This is a genomic window from Pseudomonas sp. MWU16-30317, assembly GCF_020515695.1.
Lineage (GTDB): Bacteria > Pseudomonadota > Gammaproteobacteria > Pseudomonadales > Pseudomonadaceae > Aquipseudomonas.
This window is the reverse complement of sequence record NZ_JAIWJA010000004.1, coordinates 140,671-161,821: the sequence shown is the minus strand read 5'-3', so window position 1 is coordinate 161,821 and position 21,151 is coordinate 140,671. Positions and strand designations below refer to the sequence as shown.

Here is a 21,151-nt window from a genome sequence, read left to right as displayed (position 1 = left end):
GGCGCGGTTAGCCCCCCGCCTTGAAGGTGGCGGTGCCGCTCATGCCGGGGATGGTCTGACCGTTGTCGCTGGAGTTGAAGCGGCCAATGATCTTCAGGGTCTTGCTGACCGGATCGACCTCGGGCAACAGGCGATCGACCACCGCACCGCTGCTCTTGCCCGTCTCGTCGACGGCGAAGGTGAAGGGCGAGCCGGGCTTGAGCCACTGCAGCCATTTGGACGGCACGATCAGGTCCAGCTCCAGCTTGCTGGTGTCGACGATCTTGAGCATGGCCTCGCTCACCGCCACCGATTCGTGGACATGCTTCATGCGCTCGATCACCCGGCCATCGAAGGGCGCGTAGACCTTGCATTCCTTGATCTGCGCCTGCAGCGCTTCGACTTCGGCCTTGGCCTTGTTGCGCTTGGATTGCGAGATCAGCACGTCGAACTTGCCCACCGAATTGAAGTGTTCGAGCTCCTGGTTGGTCTCGACGGTTTTCTGTTCCACCTGCAACCCGGCCTGGGCCGCGCGCAAGTCGGCCTGGGCCCGATCACAGTTGAACGCCACCAGCAGGTCACCCTTCTTGAAGGCGGTGCCTTCGCTGAAATTCATCTGGGTGATCTGCGCCACCATCGACGATGACAGGGTCGCCTCATTGACGGCGCGCACCACGCCGCGGGCCTTGCCGCCGTTGGCGTCGGCCTGGGAGTTGGGGTCGGAAGGGGGCTTTTGCAGGTCAGCGGGGCCGGGGCCGTTCATGGCGGCGGGCAGGGGCGAGACCAGCGGCGAGGCGGTGGCGGGTGTACCCGGTGCTGCCGGGGGCAATGCCACCAACGGTTTGGCCACGGCCGGGCCTTCGGCGGCCTGGGCGCTGCCAATCAGCATAAGGGGCGGCGCAGCTGCGGTGGCTGCGGGGGTGAAAGGGTTGGCGTGATACATCGCGGCGATCAGCAAGCCCGTCCCGGACAGCATGATCAAGCCTAGTGACTTGCGGCTCATTGTGGCGTGCTCCCTTGCGTCGCGGTATTGGACGTGTCATCAGCGGCCGGAGGCTCCGGCATCGGCGGCAGGCTGCTGGCGCGTTCGGTCCAGTGTTGCTGCAACTTGCCGGCGATCTCGGCGATGGGCGTATCGGGCTGGATGTCGATGTCGAAGTTGTCCAGGCCCATCGACGCATAGAGGTTGGCGTAGGCGTTCTGCACGTCGGCGTAGGCGGCGTCGTATTTGATCTCGGCGAGTACCGAGTTCATCTCTTCGCGCACCAGGTCCTGCTGGCTGACGGTGTGCGCCTGGAAGCCACCGCGGGACAGCGCGAGGATGCGCTCCTGGACTTCTTCGGAGCTGCGGATGGTGCCCAGTTCTTGCGAGAAACGAATGAAGCGCACCCGCGAGACGTGGATCTGGGTCATCACCGCGAGCGTCAGTGCGAGCTGGCGTTGATCGATCACTGCGCCTTCGGCCACCAGTGCGCGTTTTTGCGCCGGATAGCGGAACACGTTCATCAGGTTCCAGGTCATCTGCGCGCCGGCGTTGGCCCAGCTCTGGTTGTACAGGTAGCTGTTGGAGTCGTAGTTGAGGCCAATCACGCCCTTGAGGCTGGGCAGGGCACGGATCAGCGCGGCGTTCATTTCGTTCTTGTTGATGCGCGCGCGGTAGCTGCCTTCGCGCAGTTCGGAGCGAAAGCGCAGGCCGACCATGACCATTTCATCGGCCGAGCCGGGCAGCTCGGGCACTACGTCGGTGCGGTCAGGCAGTTCCAGCGTGAAGCGCGTATCGGGCTTGAGGTTGATCAGCGCCGCCAGCTGGTTCTTGGCCAGCGAGAGTTCGCGTTGCAGTTTTTGCACGTCGCCTTGCACCTGCAGCAGGTTGCGCTGGTAGTCGAGCACAGTGAGCGGTGGCACCAGGCGCCGGGATTCGAGTTGCTGGGTTTGCAGCAGGGCCTTTTGCGCGAGGGCTTCGAGGTCGACCAGCTTCTTGTAGGTGCGGTCGGCACTCACCGCGCGCCAGTAGGCGGTGCGCACGTCCTCCTGGATACGGTTGACTACCTTGCGCCGGCGCTCTGCGGAAATCAGCTGTTCGTCGGCGTCCTGCAGGCCGCGCACGTACGACAGGCCGAAATCGAGGATGTCCCAGCTGGCGGTAAGGTTGGCGTTTTCGGTGGTGCGCTCGCTGGAGGTCGAGGGCTCCAATGACTGGTTGCCGGACAGCAACGAGCGGCTGCTGGAACCGGCCTCGTTGCTGCGATTGGCGATGCCGCCACCCAGGGACAATTCAGGCAGCATGCCGGTGCGGTTGAGCTCCAGTTGCTTCTGGCGCAGGGCTTCGTCAAGCACTTCGATTTTTTGATCGAGGTTGTACTTGAGCGCGCGGGCCATGGCCTCATAGAGACTTAACGGGTGGGTGACCGGCTCTTCGGCGGCGATCGTGGCATCGATCTTGGCTTTCTGATCGAGGGCCTGCTGATCGACGTCGATGGGTTGTGGAACGATGGTGCAGGCCGACAGATACAGGCAGCCCACCATCACCAACAGGCATTGGCGTACTGCTGATCCCAGCGCAATGGGAATTGGCTTGTCCATAAGTTCTCTGCGTCAATGACCGTGGTGTGGCTTGCGACCCTGGCGTAGCACGAGCGCCGGGATGCGACCCTTATTTTCATTACCCTGCCATCGGCACCGGCAGGCATCGCTGCAGGCATTCTGTCCGAAAGGTCAACGTATGGATTGCGGTGGTATGACTCACGATCGACTCCTGTCTGTGTCGGCTGGACCGGCGTCCTGTCGGCAGGGAGGGCCTGGCCGACGAATGATGACGCGTTGGGGTGGTACAGGTGAAACCTTGCCCCCGGAACAGTTGCGGTATCCGGGGCGAATCAGGAACTTCTTTCCTCAGTGAAGCAGTCTCCGGCGATTAAGCAATGCAATGGCGCGAATATATGTGCGCCACGCCGCTTATGACGCTGTTCGTATCTGTGTAGCCGCGCGTCACCGACCTCAGCTCGCCAACAGCCGTGCCAGCGCATCGCGTTCGGCCAGGCGGGCCTGGCTGGCGGCTTGCAGTTGCTCGTTGAGGGTCAACGGCAGCGGCGTCACATTGCTGGCCTGTGGATTGCCGTCGCCGGTGCCGGGGGCCTGTTGCGGTGCTGCCTCGGGGGTTGCCGCGCCAGGCGCGGTGGCCGGTTCAGTAGCGGCAGGTGGCGCCTGAGTGGGCGCTTCCTGAGTGGTCCCGGGGGCGCCTGGACGCAGCGCGTCGACATCCAGTTGCTGGCGATTCTGCTCTTGCAGGTCGCCAGTGGCCTGGGCTACCGGCGCCGCGTTGTTGCTGATCTCGGTGGTGGTGGCCAGCGGCGCCATGCCGGTGGCGACTTCCTGCATGGGGCGGTCTTCGCTGAGCTGGGTCAGGCCGTCCAGGCGCTTGACGCCGTTGACCGCGTCGAGCAGCACCGGATCGTAATGCGTGATCCGGGTGTAGGTACTCGACTGCGGTGAGTTGTAGCTGGGCGGAATGCCGACCAGACCATCAGTGATGCGCTGGGTGCTGGTGACGCCGACGAAGCCGTCCGGTGTCGTGGTAACGGTACCTGTCCCGGTCCCGTCGCCAGTGCCCGTTCCATTACCGGTGCCTGTGCCTGTTCCATTACCTGTGCCTGTTCCATTACCTGTGCCTGTACCAGTCCCCGTGCCGGTTCCCGTTCCACTGCCATTGCCGGTACCGGCATTGGTGCTGACTGTCACGGCGATGGTCGAGGTGACCGAGCCGCCGGCACCATCGCTGACGGTGTAGGTCAGGGTGTCGCTGCCGGTGTAGCCAGAAGTTGGCGTGTAAGTGACGGTGCCGTTGGGGTTGACCACCACGGTGCCGTGATCGGCACCGGCGCCAGTGACGCTCAGTGGATCGCCATCGGCATCGCTGACATTGCCCACCACATCGATCACGCTCGGCGCACCCGTCACTACCGTGACCGTGCCGGGGGTGGCGACAGGTGCATCGTTGACCGGCGTCACGGTAAAGGTCACCACCGCGTTGGTGGTGCCGCCGTCACTGTCGCGGACCTGGTAGGTGAAGCTGTCGGCGCCATTGAAGTCGGGGTTGGGCACGTAGGTGAAGCTGCCGTTGGCGTTGAGCGTCAGGCTGCCGTGGCTTGGGCCCTGAGCGATGCCGAAGCTGATGGCGTCGCCATCCGGATCGGTGGCCACCAGCACGCCGCTGATCGAGCTGTCCTCGGGCAGGGTGTAGGCGGCACCGGTGGTCACCGGCGCTGGGTTGTTGACCACCAACTGGATCTGCTGGCTGACCGAGTCGGTACCATCGCTGGCCGTGAGAGTGAGGGTGTAGAGGCCCCCCGCGCCGCCGCTGCCATTGCTGCCTTGGCTGGACGCGTTGTTGGACAGGGTGCCGGTGATTTCGCCGGTCTGCGGGTTCAAGGTCAGGCCTGCGGGCAGGCCGCTGACGCTGTAAGTGAGCGTGTCGCCATCCGGATCGCTGAACGAGCCCGCGACATTGAGATTGAAGGCGCCGCCATCGGTGGCCGTCTGGGCCGGCACCGGGGTGGTGACGATCGGAGCCTGATCCGGTTGGGTCGATACGTTGAAGGTGATGGTCGCCACGGTCACGCCACCGTCGGCATCGCGCACCTGATAAGTGAAGCTGTCCTGGCCGACGAAACCGCTGGCCGGGGTGTAGGTGTAGCTGCCATTGGCGCCTACCGTGACCAGGCCGTTGCCGGGTTGGCTGGCGGCACTGAAGGTCAGCGCATCGCCGTCGGCATCGCTGGCGTAGTTTGCCAAGGTGCCGTTCAACGCGGTGCCTTGTTGTACGGTGACGCTGACGTTGCTCGCGCTCGGCAGGGTGTTGACGGCGGTCAGGGTGAAGGTCTGGCTGACGCTCGAGGTACCGTCGTTGGCACTGACGGTCACGCTGTAGTTGCCGCCAGGGCCGCCGCTGCCATTGCTGCCCTGGGTCGAGGCGCTGCTGTTCAAGGTGCCGCTGAGCAGGCCGGTGGTCGGGTCCAGCGTCAGGCCGGCGGGCAGACCGGTGGCGCTGTAGGTCAGTGGCAGGTTGTCGACGCTGATGAAGTTGCCGGCGACGTTGACATTGACAGCGCTGTGGTCATTGGCGGTGACCGTGGCGATCGGCGTGGTGACACTAGGCGCGTCGTACACCGGTGCCACGTTGATCACGAGGGTGGCGGTGCTGGCGCCGCCATCGGCATCGGTGACCTGATAGGTAAAGCTGTCGGCGCCATTGAAGTTGGCGGCCGGGGTGTAGGTGTACTGGCCGTTGGCGGCGAGCGTCAAGGTGCCGTGGGCCGGCTGGGTGACAGCGGTAAAACTCAGGGCGTCACCATCGGTGTCGCTGGCGTTGGCGTGCAGATCACCGCTGACGGGGCTGTCTTCGCTGGTGTTGACCGTGGCACCGTTGGCCACCGGCACGGTGTTGACCGCCGTGAGGGTGAAGCTCTGGGTCGCGGTGCCGCCCACGCCATCGCTGGCAGTGATGACCACCGTGTAGGTGCCGCTGCCGCCGATGCCCTGGGTGGAGGCGCTGGTGCCCAGCAGGCCGCTGATCAACCCGGAGTTCGGGTCGAGGGTGACGCCGGCAGGCAGACCGGTGGCGGTGTAGGTCAACGGGATGTTGTTGCTGTCGGTGAAGTTGCCCGCGACGTTGAGGTTGACCGTGGTGTGGTCGTTGGCGCTCAGCGGCGTGATGCTGCCGGTGGCGGCCGGTGACTGGTAGTTGGCGGCGATATTGAAGGTCAGGGTCGCGCTGGTGGTACCGCCGTCGGCGTCGGTCACCTGGTAGGTCAGGGTGTCGGTGCCGTTGTAGCCGGCGTCAGGCGTGTAGGTGAAGGCGCCGTTCGCACCGAGTACCAAGGTGCCGTGGGTCGGTGCGGTGGTGGCCGCGAAGGTCAGCACGTCACCGTCGGCGTCCTGAGCGTAGTTGAGCAGGCTGGCACTGACGTTGCTGCCCGTTGGCAAGGTGATCGTCGCGTTGCTGGCAGTCGGCACGGTGTTGACCGCCGTCAGGGTGAAGGTCTGGTCGGCGACCCCGCCCTGGCCGTCGCTGGCACTGACGGTCACGGTGTAGTTGCCACCGGAGCCGACGGGGCCGCCGCTGCCATTGCTGCCCTGGGTCGAGGCGCTGCTGTTCAAGGTGCCGCTGATCAGGCCGGTGCTTGGATCGATGCTCAGGCCAGCAGGCAGGCCCGTGGCGGTGTAGGTGAGGGTGGCGTTGTCGACGTTGTTGAAGTTGCCAGCCACGTTGACGTTGACACTGCTGTGGTCATTGGCGGTAACCGTGGCGATCGGTGCTGCGGCGCTCGGTGCGTCGTACTGCGGCGCGACGTTGAAGGTCAGGGTGGCGCTGGTGACGGCGCCATCGGCGTCGGTGACGGTGTAGGTGAAGCTGTCGGTGCCATTGAAGTTGGCGGCCGGGGTGTAGGTGTACTGGCCGTTGGCGAGTTGAGTCAGGGTGCCGTGGGCCGGTTGGGTGGTGGCGGTGAAGGTCAGGGCATCAGCGTCGGCGTCGCTGGCGTAAGTGCGCAGGTCAACCGGGGTGCTGCTGTCCTCGTTCAAGGTCAGGGTGGCGTTGCTGGCGACCGGCTGCGTGTTGACGGCGGTCAGGGTGAAGTCCTGGAACGCACTGCTGGTGCCATCGCTGGCGGTCACCCGAATGGTGTAGACGCCGGCGGCATTGGGGCCTTGGTGGGAGGCGCTGCTGTCGAGGGTGCCGCTGAGCAGGCCGGTGCCTGGGTCCAGAGTGATGCCGTTGGGCAAACCAGTGGCGGTGTAGGTCAGGGGCAGGTTGTCGACGCTGGTGAAGTTGCCAGTGACGTTGAGGTTGACGCTGGTGTGATCGTTGGCCGTCAGGTTGTTGATCGGCGCTGTGGCGGTGGGCGCGTCGTACACCGGTGTGACGTTGAAGGTCAGCGTGGCGCTGCGGCTGGCGCCGTCGGCATCGGTGACGGTGTAGTTGAAGCTGTCGGTGCCGTTGAAGTTGGCCACCGGGGTGTAGCTGTAGGTGCCATTGGCGTTGAGTGCCAGCACGCCGTGCAGCGGTTGGGTACTGGCGCTGAAGGTCAGCGCATCGCCGTCGATATCGCCGGCAAGGGTGTTGAGGTTGCCGTTGGTGACGCTGTCTTCGGCCAGGTTGACGGTCGCGCTGGCGGCAGTCGGCACGGTGTTGACAGCGGTCAGGGTGAAGGCCTGGGTCACGATGCTGGTGCCATCGGTGGCGCTGACAACGATGTTGTACTGGCCGGCGGCGCCGCCGTTGCTGCTGCCTTGCGAGGCGCTGCTGCCCAGGGTGCCGGTGATCAGGCCGGTGGCCGGGTCGATGCTGACGCCGGTCGGCAGGCCGCTGGCGCTGTAGGTCAGTGCGGTGTTGTCGACATCGCTGAAATTGCCCGCGACGTTGACGTTGACGGCGGCGCCATCGTTGGCCGACTGCGCGGCGATGGTGCCGTTGGCGGTGGGCGCGTCATACACCGGGGTGACGTTGAAGGTGATGGTGGCGGTGGTGCTGTTGCCGCCATCCAGGTCGCTGACCCGATAGCTGAAGCTGTCGGCGCCATTGAAGTTGGCGGTGGGCGTGTAGGTGTAGACGCCAGTTGCGGAGTCGAGGGTCAAGGTGCCGTGGGCGGGCGGCGTGGTGACCGCAAAGCTCAGGGTGTCCTGGTCGGCGTCGCTGGCGGTGGTGTGCAGGTCGCCGCTGTGGCTGCTGTCCTCGGCGAGCGTCACGGTGGCGCTGCTGGCTACCGGTACGGTGTTGACCGCCGTCAGGGTGAAGTCCTGGAACACGCTGGTGGTGCCATCGTTGGCGGTGACGCGAATCGTGTAGCTGCCGCCGCCATTGAGGCCCTCGGTGGAGGCGCGGCTGTCGAGGGTGCCGCTGAGCAGGCCGGTGTTCGGGTCGAGGGTCAGGCCGTTGGGCAGACCGGTGGCGCTGTAGGTCAGCGGCAGGTTGTCGGGGCTGCTGAAGTTGCCGGTGACATTGAGGCTGACGCTGCTGTGGTCGTTGGCGGTGACGGTGTTGATCGACGCCGTGGGCACCGGTGCGTCGTAGACCGGCGTGACGTTGAAGCTGATCACTGCATTGCTGACTGCGCCATCGGCGTCGGTGACGCTGTAGCTGAAGCTGTCGGCACCGTTGAAGTTGGCGTTCGGCGTGTAGGTGTAGGTGCCCGCGGCGGCGTTGAAGACCAGGCTGCCATGGCTTGGCTGGGTGGTGACGGCGAAGGTCAAGGCGTCCAGGTCGGCATCGCTGGCGCTGTTGTGCAAGTCGCCGGTGGCGACGGTGTCTTCGGCAATCGTCACGGTGGCGTTGCTGGCTACCGGCAGGGTGTTGACGGCGGTCAGGGTGAAGGTCTGAGTGGCGGTGCCGCCCAGGCCATCGCTGGCGGTGACGACCACGGTGTACAGGCCGCCTGCGCCGCCAGCGCCATTGCTGCCCTGGGTCGAGGCGCTGCTGTCCAGGGTGCCCGTGATCAGGCCGGTACTGGTGTTGAACGTCAGCCCGTTTGGCAGGCCGGTGACGTTGTAGGTCAATGGGGTCCCGTCGGCATCGCTGAAGGCGTTGGCGGCGTTGAGGGTCACGCTGGTGTGATCGTTGGCGGTGAGGGTCGGCAGGGTGCCGACCGCCACTGGGCCGTCGTACACCGGCGCGACGATGGTGACCAGTGTCGAGCGGCTGTTGCCGCCATCCGGATCGCTGACCTGGTAGATGAAGCTGTCGGTGCCGTTGAAGTTGGCGTTCGGCGTGTAGGAGTAGGTGCCGTTGGCATTGAGTAGCAAGGTGCCGTGCGCAGGCGCCTGGGCCACGCTGAAGGTCAGGGCATCGCCGTCGGCATCGCTGGCGTAGGTGTGCAGATCGCCTGTGGCGACGCCGTCCTCGTTGAGGTTGAGGGTCGCGCTGTTGGCCACAGGAATGGTGTTGACCGCAGTGATGGTGAAGGTCTGGGTAGCGGTGCCGCCCACGCCATCGCTGGCGGTGATCACCACCGTGTAGTTGCCCCCAGGGCCGCCGTTGCCATCGCTGCCCTGCACCGAGGCGCTGCTGTTCAAGGTGCCGAAAATCAGGCCGGTGGCGGGGTCGATGGCGATGCCGGCGGGCAGGCCGGTGGCGCTGTAGCTGAGTGTCGCACCTGGGGTGCTGTCGCTGAAGTTGCCAGCCACGTTGAAGTTGAGGGGGGTGTGGTCGTTGGCCACCTGGGTGTTGATGGTGCCGGCCGCCACCGGGCCGCCCGTGTCGGCCAGCACGTTGAAGTTGAGCACCGCCGTGGTGGCGCCGCCATCCGGGTCGCTGACGCTGTAGGTGAGGCTGTCACTGCCGACGAAGCCGGCGGTTGGGGTGTAGATGAACGTGCCGTTGGCGCCGAGCGTCAGGGTGCCGTGGGTGGGCTGGGTGGTGATCGCATAGGTGAGCGCGTCGTGGTCGGCATCGCTGGCGTAGTTGGCGAGGCTGCCGCTGGTGCTGCCATCTTCGGTCAGCGAGATGGTTGCGTTGGCGGCGGTCGGAACCGTGTTGACGGCGGTCAGGGTGAAGCTCTGGGTCACCGCCGTGGTGCCGTCGGTGGCGGTGACGACCACGTTGTAGTTGCCACCGGGGCCGCCGCTGCCATTGCTGCCCTGGGTCGAGGCGCTGCTGTTGAGGATGCCGGTGATCAGGCCGCTGTTGGCATCGATGGTGACTCCTGCTGGCAGGCCGGTGGCGCTGTAGGTCAGGTGCGCGCCATCGGCGTCGGTGAAGTTGTTGGCCACGGCGAGGTTGACGGCGCTGGCGTCGTTGGCCTGTTGCGTCGGGATCTGGCCGATGGTGGTCGGCGCATCGTAGACCGGAGTAATGGTCAGTGCGATGGTCGCGGTGCTGGTGGCACCGTCGGCGTCGGTGACCTGATAGGTGAAGCTGTCGCTGCCATTGAAGTTGGCGTTGGGGACGTAGGTGTAGTTGCCGTTGCTGTTGAGCTGCAGTGTGCCGTTGGCAGGGCCCTGGGTGATGCTGAAGGTCAGCGCGTCGTGGTCGGCGTCGCTGGCCAGGGCGTTGAGGTTGATCGGTGTCGGGGTGTCCTCGGCCAGGGTGAGGCTGGTGCCGCCCGCCACTGGCAAGGTGTTGACCGCGGTCAGGGTGAAGCTCTGGGTAGCGCTGCTGCCCAGGCCATCGCTGGCGGTGATGACCACGCTGTACAGACCGCCAGGGCCGCCGGCGCCATTGCTGCCTTGGGTCGAGGCGCTGCTGTTGAGCGTACCGCTGAGCAGGCCGGTGTTGGCGTCGATGCTCAGGCCGGCAGGCAGACCGGTGGCGGTGTAGGTCAGGGCGCGGTTGTCGGCGTCGGTGAAGCTGCCGGTGACGTTGAGGTTGACCGTGCTGCTGTCGTTGGCGGTCAGCGCCGGCAAGTTGCCGTTGCTGGCCGGGGCGTCGTACACCGGGGTGACGTTGAGGCTGATCACGGCCGTGCTGACCGCGCCATCGGCATCGGTGACCGAGTAGCTGAAGCTGTCGGCGCCGTTGTAGTTGGCGGCCGGGGTGTAGGTGTACTGGCCGTTGGCGGCGAGGGTCAAGGTGCCGTGGCTAGGGCCCGTGGTGATGGCGAACGTCAGGGCATCGCCGTCGGCATCGGTGGCGCTGGTGTTGAGGTTGATCGGCGCCGAGGTGTCTTCGGCCAGGGTCACGGTGGCGTTGCTGGCCACGGGAAGGGTGTTGACGGCGGTAAAGGTGAAGGTCTGAGTGACTGGAGTGGTGCCGTCGGTGGCGGTGACGACCACGGTGTAGTTGCCGCCGGGGCCACCCGCGCCATTGCTGCCCTGGGTCGAGGCGCTGCTGTTGAGAGTGCCGGTGATCAGGCCGGTGTTAGGGTCGATGTTCAGGCCATTCGGCAGGCCGGTGGCACTGTAGGTCAGGGCGTGGTTGTCGGCATCGCTGAAATTGCCGGCCACGTTGAGGCTGACGGTGCTGCTGTCGTTGGCACTTTGGGTGCCGATGGGCGCACCGGCCACTGGCGCGTCATACACCGGAGTGACGTTGAGGGTGATGACCGCGCTGCTCACCGCGCCATCGGCGTCGGTCACCGAGTAGGTGAAACTGTCGGCGCCATTGAAGTTGGCGGCCGGGGTGTAGGTGTATTGGCCGTTGGCAGCGACGGTCAGGGTGCCGTGGGCCGGCCCGGTGGTGATGGCGAAGGTCAGGGCATCGCCGTCGGCATCGGTGGCGGTGGTGTTGAGGTTGATCGGCGCCGAGGTGTCTTCGGCCAGGGTGACGGTGGCATTGCCGGCCACCGGAAGGGTGTTGACCGCCGTGAAGGTGAACGTCTGGGTGGCGGTGCCGCCCAGGCCATCGGCGACGCTGACGTTGACCGTGTAATTGCCGCCTGCTCCGCCCGCACCATTACTGCCCTCGGTGGAGGCGCTGCTGTCGAGGGTGCCGGTGATCAGGCCGGTGGAGGCGTTGATGCTCAGGCCGTTGGGCAGGCCGGTGGCGCTGTAGGTCAGGGTGGCGTTGTCGGGGTTGTTGAAGTTGCCGGCCACGTTGAGGCTGACGCTGCTGTGATCGAAGGCGGTCTGGGTGGCAACGGGCGTGCCGGCGGTAGGCGCGTCGTACACCGGGGTGACGTTGAAGGTGAGGGTCGCGGTGCTGGTGGCGCCGTCGGCGTCGGTCACCTGGTAGTTGAAGCTGTCGCTGCCGTTGAAGTTGGCGGCCGGGGTATAGGTGTAGGTGCCGTTGGCGTTCAGCGCCAGGGTGCCATGAACGGGCTGGCTGGTGGCGACGAAGGTGAGGGCATCCTGGTCGGCGTCGCTGGCATTGCTGAGCAGGGTGCCGGTAGCCGGAGTGTCTTCGGCCAGGGTCACGGTGGCATTGCTGGCCACCGGCAGCGTGTTGACGGCGGTGAAGATGAAGGTCTGGGTAGCGGTGCCGCCCAGGCCATCGCTGACGCTGACGTTGACGGTGTAATTGCCGCCAGGGCCGCCTGCGCCGTTGCTGCCTTCGGTGGAGGCGCTGCTGTCCAACGTGCCGGTGATCACGCCGGTGCCGGCGTTGATGCTCAGGCCATTGGGCAAGCCGGTGGCGCTGTAGGTCAGGGTGGCGTTGTCGGGGTTGTTGAAGTTGCCGGCCAGGTTGAGGTTGACCGAGGTGTGATCGTTGGCGGTGACGTTGGCCACCGGTGCGCCGACGGTGGGCGCATCGTAGACCGGCGTGACACTGAACGTGAGGGTCGCGGTGGTGCTGGCGCCGTCGGCATCGGTGACCCGGTAGTTGAAGCTGTCGCTGCCGTTGTAGTTGGCCGCCGGAGTGTAGGTGTAGCTGCCGTTGGCATTGAGCACCAAGGTGCCGTGGGTGGGCTGGCTGGTGGCCGCGAAGGTCAGGGCATCCTGGTCGGCGTCACTGGCGTTGCTCAGCAAGGTGCCGCTGGCCGAGGTGTCTTCAGCCAGCGTGATGGTAGCGTTGCTGGCGGTCGGTACGGTGTTGACGGCGGTCAGAGTGAAGGTTTGCGTGGCAATGCCACCCAGGCCGTCGCTGGCGCTGACCTGCACGGTGTACACGCCATGGCCACCAGGGCCTTCGGTGGAGGCGCTGCTGTTCAGGGTGCCGGTGATCAGGCCGGTGTTGGCGTCGATGCTCAAGCCGATGGGCAGACCGGTCGCGCTGTAGCTCAGGGCGGTGTTGTCGGCATCGGTGAAGGCCGCCGCGGCATTGACGTTGACGCTGGTGTGGTCGTTGGCCGTGACCGCCTGGATCGTGCCACTGGCAACCGGGGCATCGTAGACAGGGGTGATATTGAACGTCAGCGTCGCGGTGGTGCTGGCGCCGTCAGCGTCGATAACCCGGTAGCTGAAGCTGTCAGTGCCATTGAAATTGGCCGCCGGCGTGTAGGTATAGGTGCCGTTGGCATTGAGGCTCAAGACCCCGTGTTGTGGTGCGGTCACGGGTGTGGTGTCGACATGCAGGGCATCGCCGTCCGGATCGCTGGCGTTGACCAGCACATTGCCGGTGGCGACGCTGTCTTCGTTGATGGTCAGGGTGCTGTTGTTGGCGACCGGCGCCGGGTTGCTGACCGTGAAGGTGAAGGCTAGCGATGCGCTGGCGCTGCCGTCGCTGGCGGTAATCACCACGTTGTAGAGGTTGCCGGCACCGCCGGTACCGTTGCTGCCGGCTTGCGAGGCGCTGGTGCCCAAGGTGCCGCTGATCAGCCCGGTGGCCGGATCGAGGTTCAGGCCTGGCGGCAGGCCGGTGGCGGTGTAGGTCAGGGTGCTGTCGACATCGGTGAAATTGTTGGCGACGTTGAGGCTGAACGCACTGCCGTCGTTGGCGGCCTGGGCGCTGATGGTGCCGTTGGTGACCGGTGCGTCGTTGACCGGGTTGATGGTAATGGCGACGGTCGCGGTGACTGAACCGCCATCGGCGTCGACCACCCGGTAGCTGAAGCTGTCGCTGCCGTTGTAGTTGGCGGCAGGCGTGTAGATGTAGGTGCCGTTGGCGTTGAGCGTGAGCACGCCATGGGCAGGGCCGGTCACCGGGGTGGTGTCGATGTGCAGCGCATCGCCGTCCGGATCGCTGGCGTTGGCGTCGGTCAGCAGGTTGCCGGTGGCGACGTTGTCCTCGTTGATGACCAAGGTGCTGTTGGCCGCCGTGGGCGCTGGGTTGCTGACATTGAGGGTGAAGGTCTGGGCGGCGGTGGCGCCGTGGCCGTCGTTGGCGGTGACGGTGATGCTGTAGGCGCCGGTGCCGTTGAGGCCGCCGGTGGAGGCGCTGCTGCCCAGCGTGCCGGTGATCAGGCCGGTGGCCGGATCGACGCTCAGGCCACTGGGCAGACCGGTGGCGCTGAAGCTCAGGGTGTCGCCGTCGACATCGCTGAATTTGTTGGCGATGTCGAGGTTGAACGCCGTGCTGTCGACGCCGGTCTGGGTGCCGATGGAGCCCGGCGTGGTGCTGGGCGCGTCATTGACCGGGGTGACTGTGAGGGTGACGGTGGCTGTGGTGCTGGCGCCGTCGGCGTCGGTCACGGTGTAGGTGAAACTGTCGGTGCCGTTGAAGTTGGCGGCCGGGGTATAGGTGTACACGCCCGTGGTGGCGTTGAGCACCAGGCTGCCGTGGCTCGGGCCGGTGGCCGGAGCGAAGGTGACGGTGTCATCGTCGGTGGCCACCAGCGTGGCGGACACCGCTGTGTCTTCGGCAGTGGTGACAGCGCTGTTGGCAGTCACCGGTACCGGGTTGCTGACGTTCAGGGTGAAGCTTTGCACCACGGTGCCGCCATGGCCGTCATCGGCGGTGATGGCGACGCTGTAGAGGCCATGGTTGCCGCCTTGCGATGCACTGCTGGCGAGGTTGCCGCTGATCAAGCCGTTGGCATCGATGCTCAGACCCGTCGGCAGGCCGCTGGCGCTGTAGCTGAGGGTATCGCCGTCGACATCGCTGAAGCGGTTGGCGACGCTGAGGCTGAACGGTGCGGCATCGATACCGGTTTGCGCGCCGATGCTGCCTACGGCGGTGGGGGCGTCGTTGACCGGCGTCACGGTGAGGGTCACGGTGGCGGTGGCGACACCGCCATCGGCATCGACCACCTTGTAGGTGAAGCTGTCGGTGCCATTGAAATTGGCAGCCGGGGTGTAGGTGTACACCCCGGTAGCGCTGTCGAGTGCCAGCGTGCCGTGGGCGGGTTGCGTGGTGGCGCTGAAGGTCAGGGTGTCGTGGTCGACGTCGTTGGCCGCCAGGGTGCCGGTGACCGCAGTGTCTTCAGGCGTGGTGTTGGTGCTGTCGGCGGTGGTCGGCACCGGGTTGATGACGTTGAAGGTGAAGGTCTGGTTGACCGAGGCACCGCTGCCGTCAGTGGCGGTGACGACCACCGTGTAGGCGCCTTGATTACCGCCCTGGGAAGCGCTGCTGCCCAGCGTGCCGGTGATCAGGCCGTTGGCGCTGATGCCCAGGCCGGCGGGCAGGCCGGTGGCGGTGTAGGTCAGGGCGTCGCCATCCGGGTCGCTGAATTGCCCGGCGACATTGAGGGTGACGGTGGCGCTGTCGTTGGCGGTCTGGTTGCCGATTGCACCGGTGGTCACCGGCGCTTCGTTGACGGCGGCGATGTTGAGGGTAACGGTGGCCGTGGCGGTGCCGCCGTCGGCGTCGACCACCTGATACTGGAAGGTGTCCGTGCCATGGAAGCGCGCATTGGGGGTGTAGACGAAACTGCCGTCGCTGTTGAGCACCAGAGTCCCGTTGGCCGGACCTTGTACCGGCGTGGTGCTGATCTGCAGCGTGTCGCCATCGGGGTCGGTATCGTTAGTCTTCACATTGCCCGTGATGGCAGTGCCTTCAGTGCCGTTGAAGGTGTCAGGGTTGCCAATCGGGGCGGGGTTGCTGACTGTGAGCACGAAGCTCTCGCTGACCAGGCCGCCTCGGCCATCGCTGGCGGTGACCACGATGGCGTAGGCGCCACTGGTCACCGCCGTCGATGCATGGCCGCCGAGGGTGCCGCTGATCAACCCGCTATTGGCATCGATGGTCACGCCAGCGGGCAGGCCGGTGGCGGTGTAGGTCAGGGGATCGTTGTCGGCATCGCTGAAGTGACTGCTGACGCTGATGCTCACCGGCTGGCCGTCGGTACCGGTCTGGTTGGCGATGGTGGTGCCCACTGGCGCAATATCCGCCGCGGCGTTGACGGTGATGGTGACTGTGGCGGTCTCATGGGTGCTGTTGGACAGCACGGTGTAGGTGAAGGTGTCGGTGCCGGTAAAACCCGTCGCCGGGGTATAGGTGGTGTTGCCCTGGGCATCGATGGTGACGGTGCCGTTGGTGGGGTTGGTGTGGCTTTCGACCACGCGCCCAGCGTTCTCGAAGGTGTCGTTGGCCAGGACGTTGAAGGTCACCGGGTTGTTGGTCGTGGTGGTGGCGTAGTCCGGGACGATGTCGGCAACCGGGGTGATGGTGATCGGCAGGTCGACATTGACGTTGAGAATGCCGCCTGTCAGATGACCGAGCGCCAGGGTGATATTGAGCGGGCCGTTGTAATCGGCGCCGGGGGTGTAGACCAGGCTGTTGAGCGCCGCATTGATGGCCGCGGTGGTGCCGGAAAAATGCAACACCGAAGACCCTGTGCTGCTGCCCTCGGACAACGAAATGCCGGTGGTGTTGGTGAGGCTCAACTGCCCCAGCGGCACGCTGATGCGCAGGTCCAGAATGTCGCCATCGACGTTGCCGACCGTCAGGTGCTGGCCGACGATATTGGCGAATATCAGTGGGGTGTCTTCAGCCAGCAGCGGAATCGACGGCACCTGAATGGTTGGTAGATCGACCACCGGCACCACCACCACCGCAACGTAACCGGTGGCCGTGGCGCCATCGGCGTCCTTGACCTGGTAGGTGATGGTGTCGATGCCGTTGTAGTTGGCGGTCGGGGTGTAGCGCAGCGAGCCGTCGTTGTTGATGGTCACGGTGCCGTGCAGCGCGGTGGCGCCCGTCACGGTGATGGTATCGCCATCGGGGTCGACCACGCCCAGCGCTGCGGCGGTGATGTCGATGGGCGTGTCTTCGTTGCCGGTCACTTGCAGCCCGATCAGGGGGATCGGGGCCGGGTTGGTGACCTGAATCACCAGGTTGCTGGTGGCGCTGGCGCCCGCCAGATCGGTGGCGGTGACCACGACATTGTAAGTGCCGGTGCCATTGAGGCCATTGACAGAGGCGTGGCCGTCGACCTGGCCGCTGATCAACCCGGTCAAGGAATTGATGGTCAGACCGGCAGGCAAGTTGGTCGCCGTATAGTGCAACACATCCAGCGGATCGACATCGGTGAAGGCCTGGGCGGTGGACAGCGCGACGGTCAGTTGGCTGTCGAGCAGCGGCACGGTGCCGAGGTTGCCATTGGACGTGGGGGCGTGGTCGCCGACGCTGACATTGACCGCGACGGCCTCGGTGACGCCGCCGGAAGTTACGGTATAGGTGAACGTGTCCGCGCCCAGGTAGCCCAACGCCGGGGTGTAGGTGACCGCGCCATTGAGACCCAGCACCACCAGGCCGTGAGCGCCCTGGCTGATGCCGGTGATCACCGGAGTGCCGGAGAACGTATCGTTGGCCAGCGGGAAGAACGTCACGGGCGCCAATGGACCTGTGGTAATGGTGTCGGCAACGCCGTCGGCCACCGGATTGATGGTCAGGGCGATGCTCGAGCTTTGCACCGCGGCGATACCGTCGCTGGCCTGCACGCTGATGGTAGCGCTGCCGTTGTAATCGGCAGTGGGGACGAAACTCATGCCATTGAGTGCGGCGTTGATCGCGGCGGAACTGCCGGAGAAGGTCATGCTGCCATCGGCGTTGCCGTCGCCACTGGTGAAGGTCAGGCCGGTGGTCTGGTGCAGCGTCAGGGCGCCGTGGTTGGTGCTGAGGGTGACGGTCAGAATGTCGTTGTTCTGATCGGCCACCGTCACGGCATTGCCGTTGGCGCTCGAGAATACCTGGGAGATGTCCTCATTGAAGGTCAGCGAGGCCGGAGCGCTGATGGTCGGCGCGTAGTTGGGCAAGATGGCATTGATGTGGACGGTAGCCGTCTCGTACGTGCCATTGGATTTGACGGTGTAGGTGAAGCTGTCGCTGCCTGTATAGCCGGTCGTGGGGGTGTAGATGGCGTTGCCTTGGGCATCGATGGTCACGGTGCCGTGTAGCGGCGTGGTGTAGCTGTCGACTACGCGGCCGGGATTTTCGAAGGTGTCGTTGGCCAGGACATTGAAGGATGCGGGCGTATCGAGCGTGGCGGTGACGTTGTCGTCGACGATGTCGGCCACCGGCGCGATACTGATCGGCAAAGTGGCGTTGACGCTGATGATGCCGCCCAGCAACTTGCCCAGGCCGATGGTGATGTTCAGCGGGCCGTTGTAGTCGGCGGCCGGGGTATAGACCAGGTCGTTGAGCGCGGCGTTGACGTCGGCCGACAGCCCGGTGATGCGCAGATGCGTGCCGAGGGTGTCGCTGGTCTGGGTCAGCGATACGGCGGTGTGGTTGGTAAGGTTGGCGATGCTCAACGCACCGACGCCCACGGGCAGATCGAGGTTGATGGCCACGGCATCGCCGTCGATATTGCCGACGCTCAGTTGCAGGCCGAGCAGGTTGGCGAAGATCAGCGGGGTGTCTTCGAGCAAGAGCGGAATCGATGGCAGGCTCAGCACCGGAATGTGCGGTATCGCCGCCAGGACCACGGCGACATAGCCGGTGGCCTGACCACCGTCGACGTCCTTGACGGTGTAGGTGATGGAGTCGAGGCCGTAGTAGTTGGCGTTGGGTTGATAGCTCAGCGAGCCGTCGTTGTTGATGGTCACGGTGCCGTGCGCGGCGGTGGCGCTGGTGATGCTGAAGGCGTCGCCATCGGGATCGACGATCGCCAGCGCGCTGACGCCAATACCAAGCAGAGCGTTTTCGGTACCGCCGACCTGCAGCCCCAGCAACGGAACAGGCGCAGGGTTGGTGACGGTGATGGTGCCAGTCGAGCTGGCGCTTTGACCCGCCAGGTCAGTGGCGGTGACCACCACGTTGTAGGTACCGGTGCCGTTCACGCCATTGACCGAGGCGTGGCCGTCGACGACCCCGCTGATGGTGCCGAGCAGCGGATCGATGGTCAGCCCGGCAGGCAGACCGGTGGCGGTGTAATGCAAGACGTCGAGCAGGTCGGCGTCATGGAATCCCGCGCCGGCGAGGACCAGCACCACGCCTTTGTCGACTGTCGCCAGGGTGCCCAGGGTGGCGGGTGCTGTGGGCGCGGTATCACCGACCGTGACGGTAATCGGGATGGTTTCGGTGACGCCGCCCGAGGTGACGGTGTAGCTGAAGGTGTCGGTGCCGGAATAACCGATCGCCGGGGTGTAGGTGACGCTGTTGCCTACCAGCAGCGCCACACCATGAGACGGCGAACTGATGGAGGTGATGCTGGCTCCTGCCGCGAAGGTGTCGTTGGTCAGGGGCGTGAAGGTCACACCGGTCAGAATTGAGGTACTGACGTTGTCGGTGACGCCATCGGCGACCGGGGTCAGGCTCAACGCCACGCTGGCGCTCTGCACCGCGGCGATGCCGTCGCTGGCTTGCACCGAAATATTCGCCGTGCCGTTGTAGTCGGCGACCGGGATGAACTGCAGGCCATTGAGGGCGGCGTTGATCGCCGCTGCCGTGCCGCGCACCACCATGCTGCTGTCGGCAGTGCCGTCGCCGGTGGTGAAGGTCAGCCCGGTGGTTTGCGACAGGGTCAGGGTGCCGTGGGTCGAGGCGAGGGTGACGGTGAGGATGTCGTTGTTGGCGTCGGCCACGGTGATGGCGTTGCTGTTGGTGCTGGAAAACACCCGGCTGGTGTCTTCGTTGAACGTCTGGGTGGCGGCCGGCACGGTGATGGTCGGCGCGTAGTTGAGCAGGGTGGTGACGGTGACGGTACCGGTTTCGCTGCTGCCGCCGGAGGTCACGGTATAGGTGAAGGTGTCGGTGCCGGCATAGCCGGCGGTCGGGGTGTAGACCGCATTGCCCTGGGCGTCGATGGTGACCACGCCATGGGCAGGGTTGGTGAAACTGGACACTACCCGACCGGCGTTGGAGAAGGTGTCGTTGCTCAGCACGTTGAAGCTCGCCGGGGTGCTTTGTTTGGTGGTCACCGTATCGGCGACCACGTCGGCCACCGGCGCCAGTACCAAGCCGACGGTGGACGTGGCGGTGCCGCCCAGCGAGTCGACAGCGGTGACGCTGAGGTTGATCGGCGCGGCGGCGGTGCTGTTGGCATCGGCGACCGGTGTGTAGACGAGGCCGTTGAGTGCGGTATTGACGGCGGCGACGGTGCCGCTGAACGTGACTGTCGAGGTGCCGCTGGCGCTGCCTTGGGTGAAGGTCAGGCCCGTGGCGGTGGACAGCGCCAGGGTGCCGGTCGGCACGCTGAGGGTGACGGTGGTGGTGCTGTTGTCGGTGTCGGCGATGGTGATCAGCTTGCCAGCGCCGGACAGCACGATCGAGGTGTCTTCGGTGCCATTGACCACGCTGGGCGCGGTGACGGTTGGGGGGTGATCGAGGGTCAGCGATACGGTGGCGGTGGAGGTCACCAGACCGCCCAGCAAGGTGAGCTTGTAGCCGAAGCTGTCGGCGGTGCTGGCGCCAGCCGTCGGCGTGTAGGTCACGGTATTGTCGGCGTTGATCACCACGGTGCCATGGGACGGGGCAGTGGTAATGGTCACGCCTTGCAGCAAGCCGCCGAGGGTATCGTTGGCCAATATATTGATGACGTTGCCGGTGCCGTAATAGACCGTGGCCGTATCGTTGGTGGCCAGCAGCAGATCGTGATGCCAGTCGGTGGCCTGGATGGCGGTGGTCTCGATGTTGCCGACGTGGTCTTCCAGCACCCAGTCGCCATCCACCCCGGTAGTGTTGGAGGAGGCCGCGACGTCGGCATTCAGGGCACTGGCCAGCGCGACGACCGTGGCGGCGCCATCGGAGCCGGCGGCGAAGTCGCAACCGTAGATCAGCACATCGCCGGTCTTGCTCATGTGCGAGCCGATCTCGGCCAGCAACGCGTGGTACTGGCCTTCGATGGTGGCGGTATCGACGATGCTGTCGCCGATGATCACGGCGCCTTCGGTGGCGTGGGTGATGATATGGATCGCGTCGACGTTTTCCCGGCCTTGCAGGGCTGCGGCTATTTGCGTCAGGCCGTCGCTGTGGCTGTCGAGGTAGACGATGTCGGCGTGGGCCGGGAGGTTGGCGACCAGAGTGTTGAGGTCGGGCAGGCTGGAGTCGACGAAGAATATCTCTTGCCGGGCCGGCGCCAGATCCACAGGCGCGGTGGCGGTCAGCGCATCGTGCAGGGCATCGGTGGCGCTGGCGTGGTGCTGATCTGCGTCAGCGGTGGCATGGCTGGTGTCGGCGGCCGCAGGCGCGTCGCTGCTGTGCACGGCGGATTGGCTGCCGGTAGCGGCCAGCGTCGGATCGGTGTGGGTCGCGTCGCTGGGTGCCGTGGTATGCGCGTCCGCCGGTGCGGTGGCGTGGGCGTCCACCGCCGGTGCGGCCGCCGCAGCAGCCACGGCGGCGGCAGGGGCGTGGGCAGCGGCATCCGCGGTGACGACGGCCGCGCCGTCGAACATCATTCGGGTTTCCAGTGCGATGCGGATGGAAGAACTATGCGAATGACGTTTGTTCATGTGCGGGCAGGCCTCCGGCCGTACGACTTGATAT

General features: G+C 65.6%; 3 protein-coding genes. All 3 read right to left on the bottom strand.

Annotation, left to right across the window (positions count from 1 at the left end; all coding sequences use genetic code 11):
• Positions 1–7: 7 nt before the first annotated feature.
• On the bottom strand, positions 8–982 hold the full coding sequence (locus tag LIX93_RS13660; RefSeq protein ID WP_226504587.1) for an efflux RND transporter periplasmic adaptor subunit: 975 nt from the start codon (positions 980–982) through the stop codon (positions 8–10).
• Positions 979–2,562: a TolC family protein gene (locus LIX93_RS13655; protein ID WP_226504586.1), complete on the bottom strand. Its 1,584-nt coding sequence runs from the start codon at positions 2,560–2,562 to the stop codon at positions 979–981. The genes LIX93_RS13660 and LIX93_RS13655 overlap by 4 nt, the downstream gene beginning before the upstream one ends.
• A gap of 414 nt (positions 2,563–2,976) precedes the next feature.
• The gene (locus LIX93_RS13650; RefSeq protein WP_226504585.1) at positions 2,977–21,117 is read right to left on the bottom strand and encodes an Ig-like domain-containing protein; all 18,141 of its coding nucleotides are present in this window, start codon (positions 21,115–21,117) and stop codon (positions 2,977–2,979) included.
• Positions 21,118–21,151 lie beyond the last annotated feature (34 nt).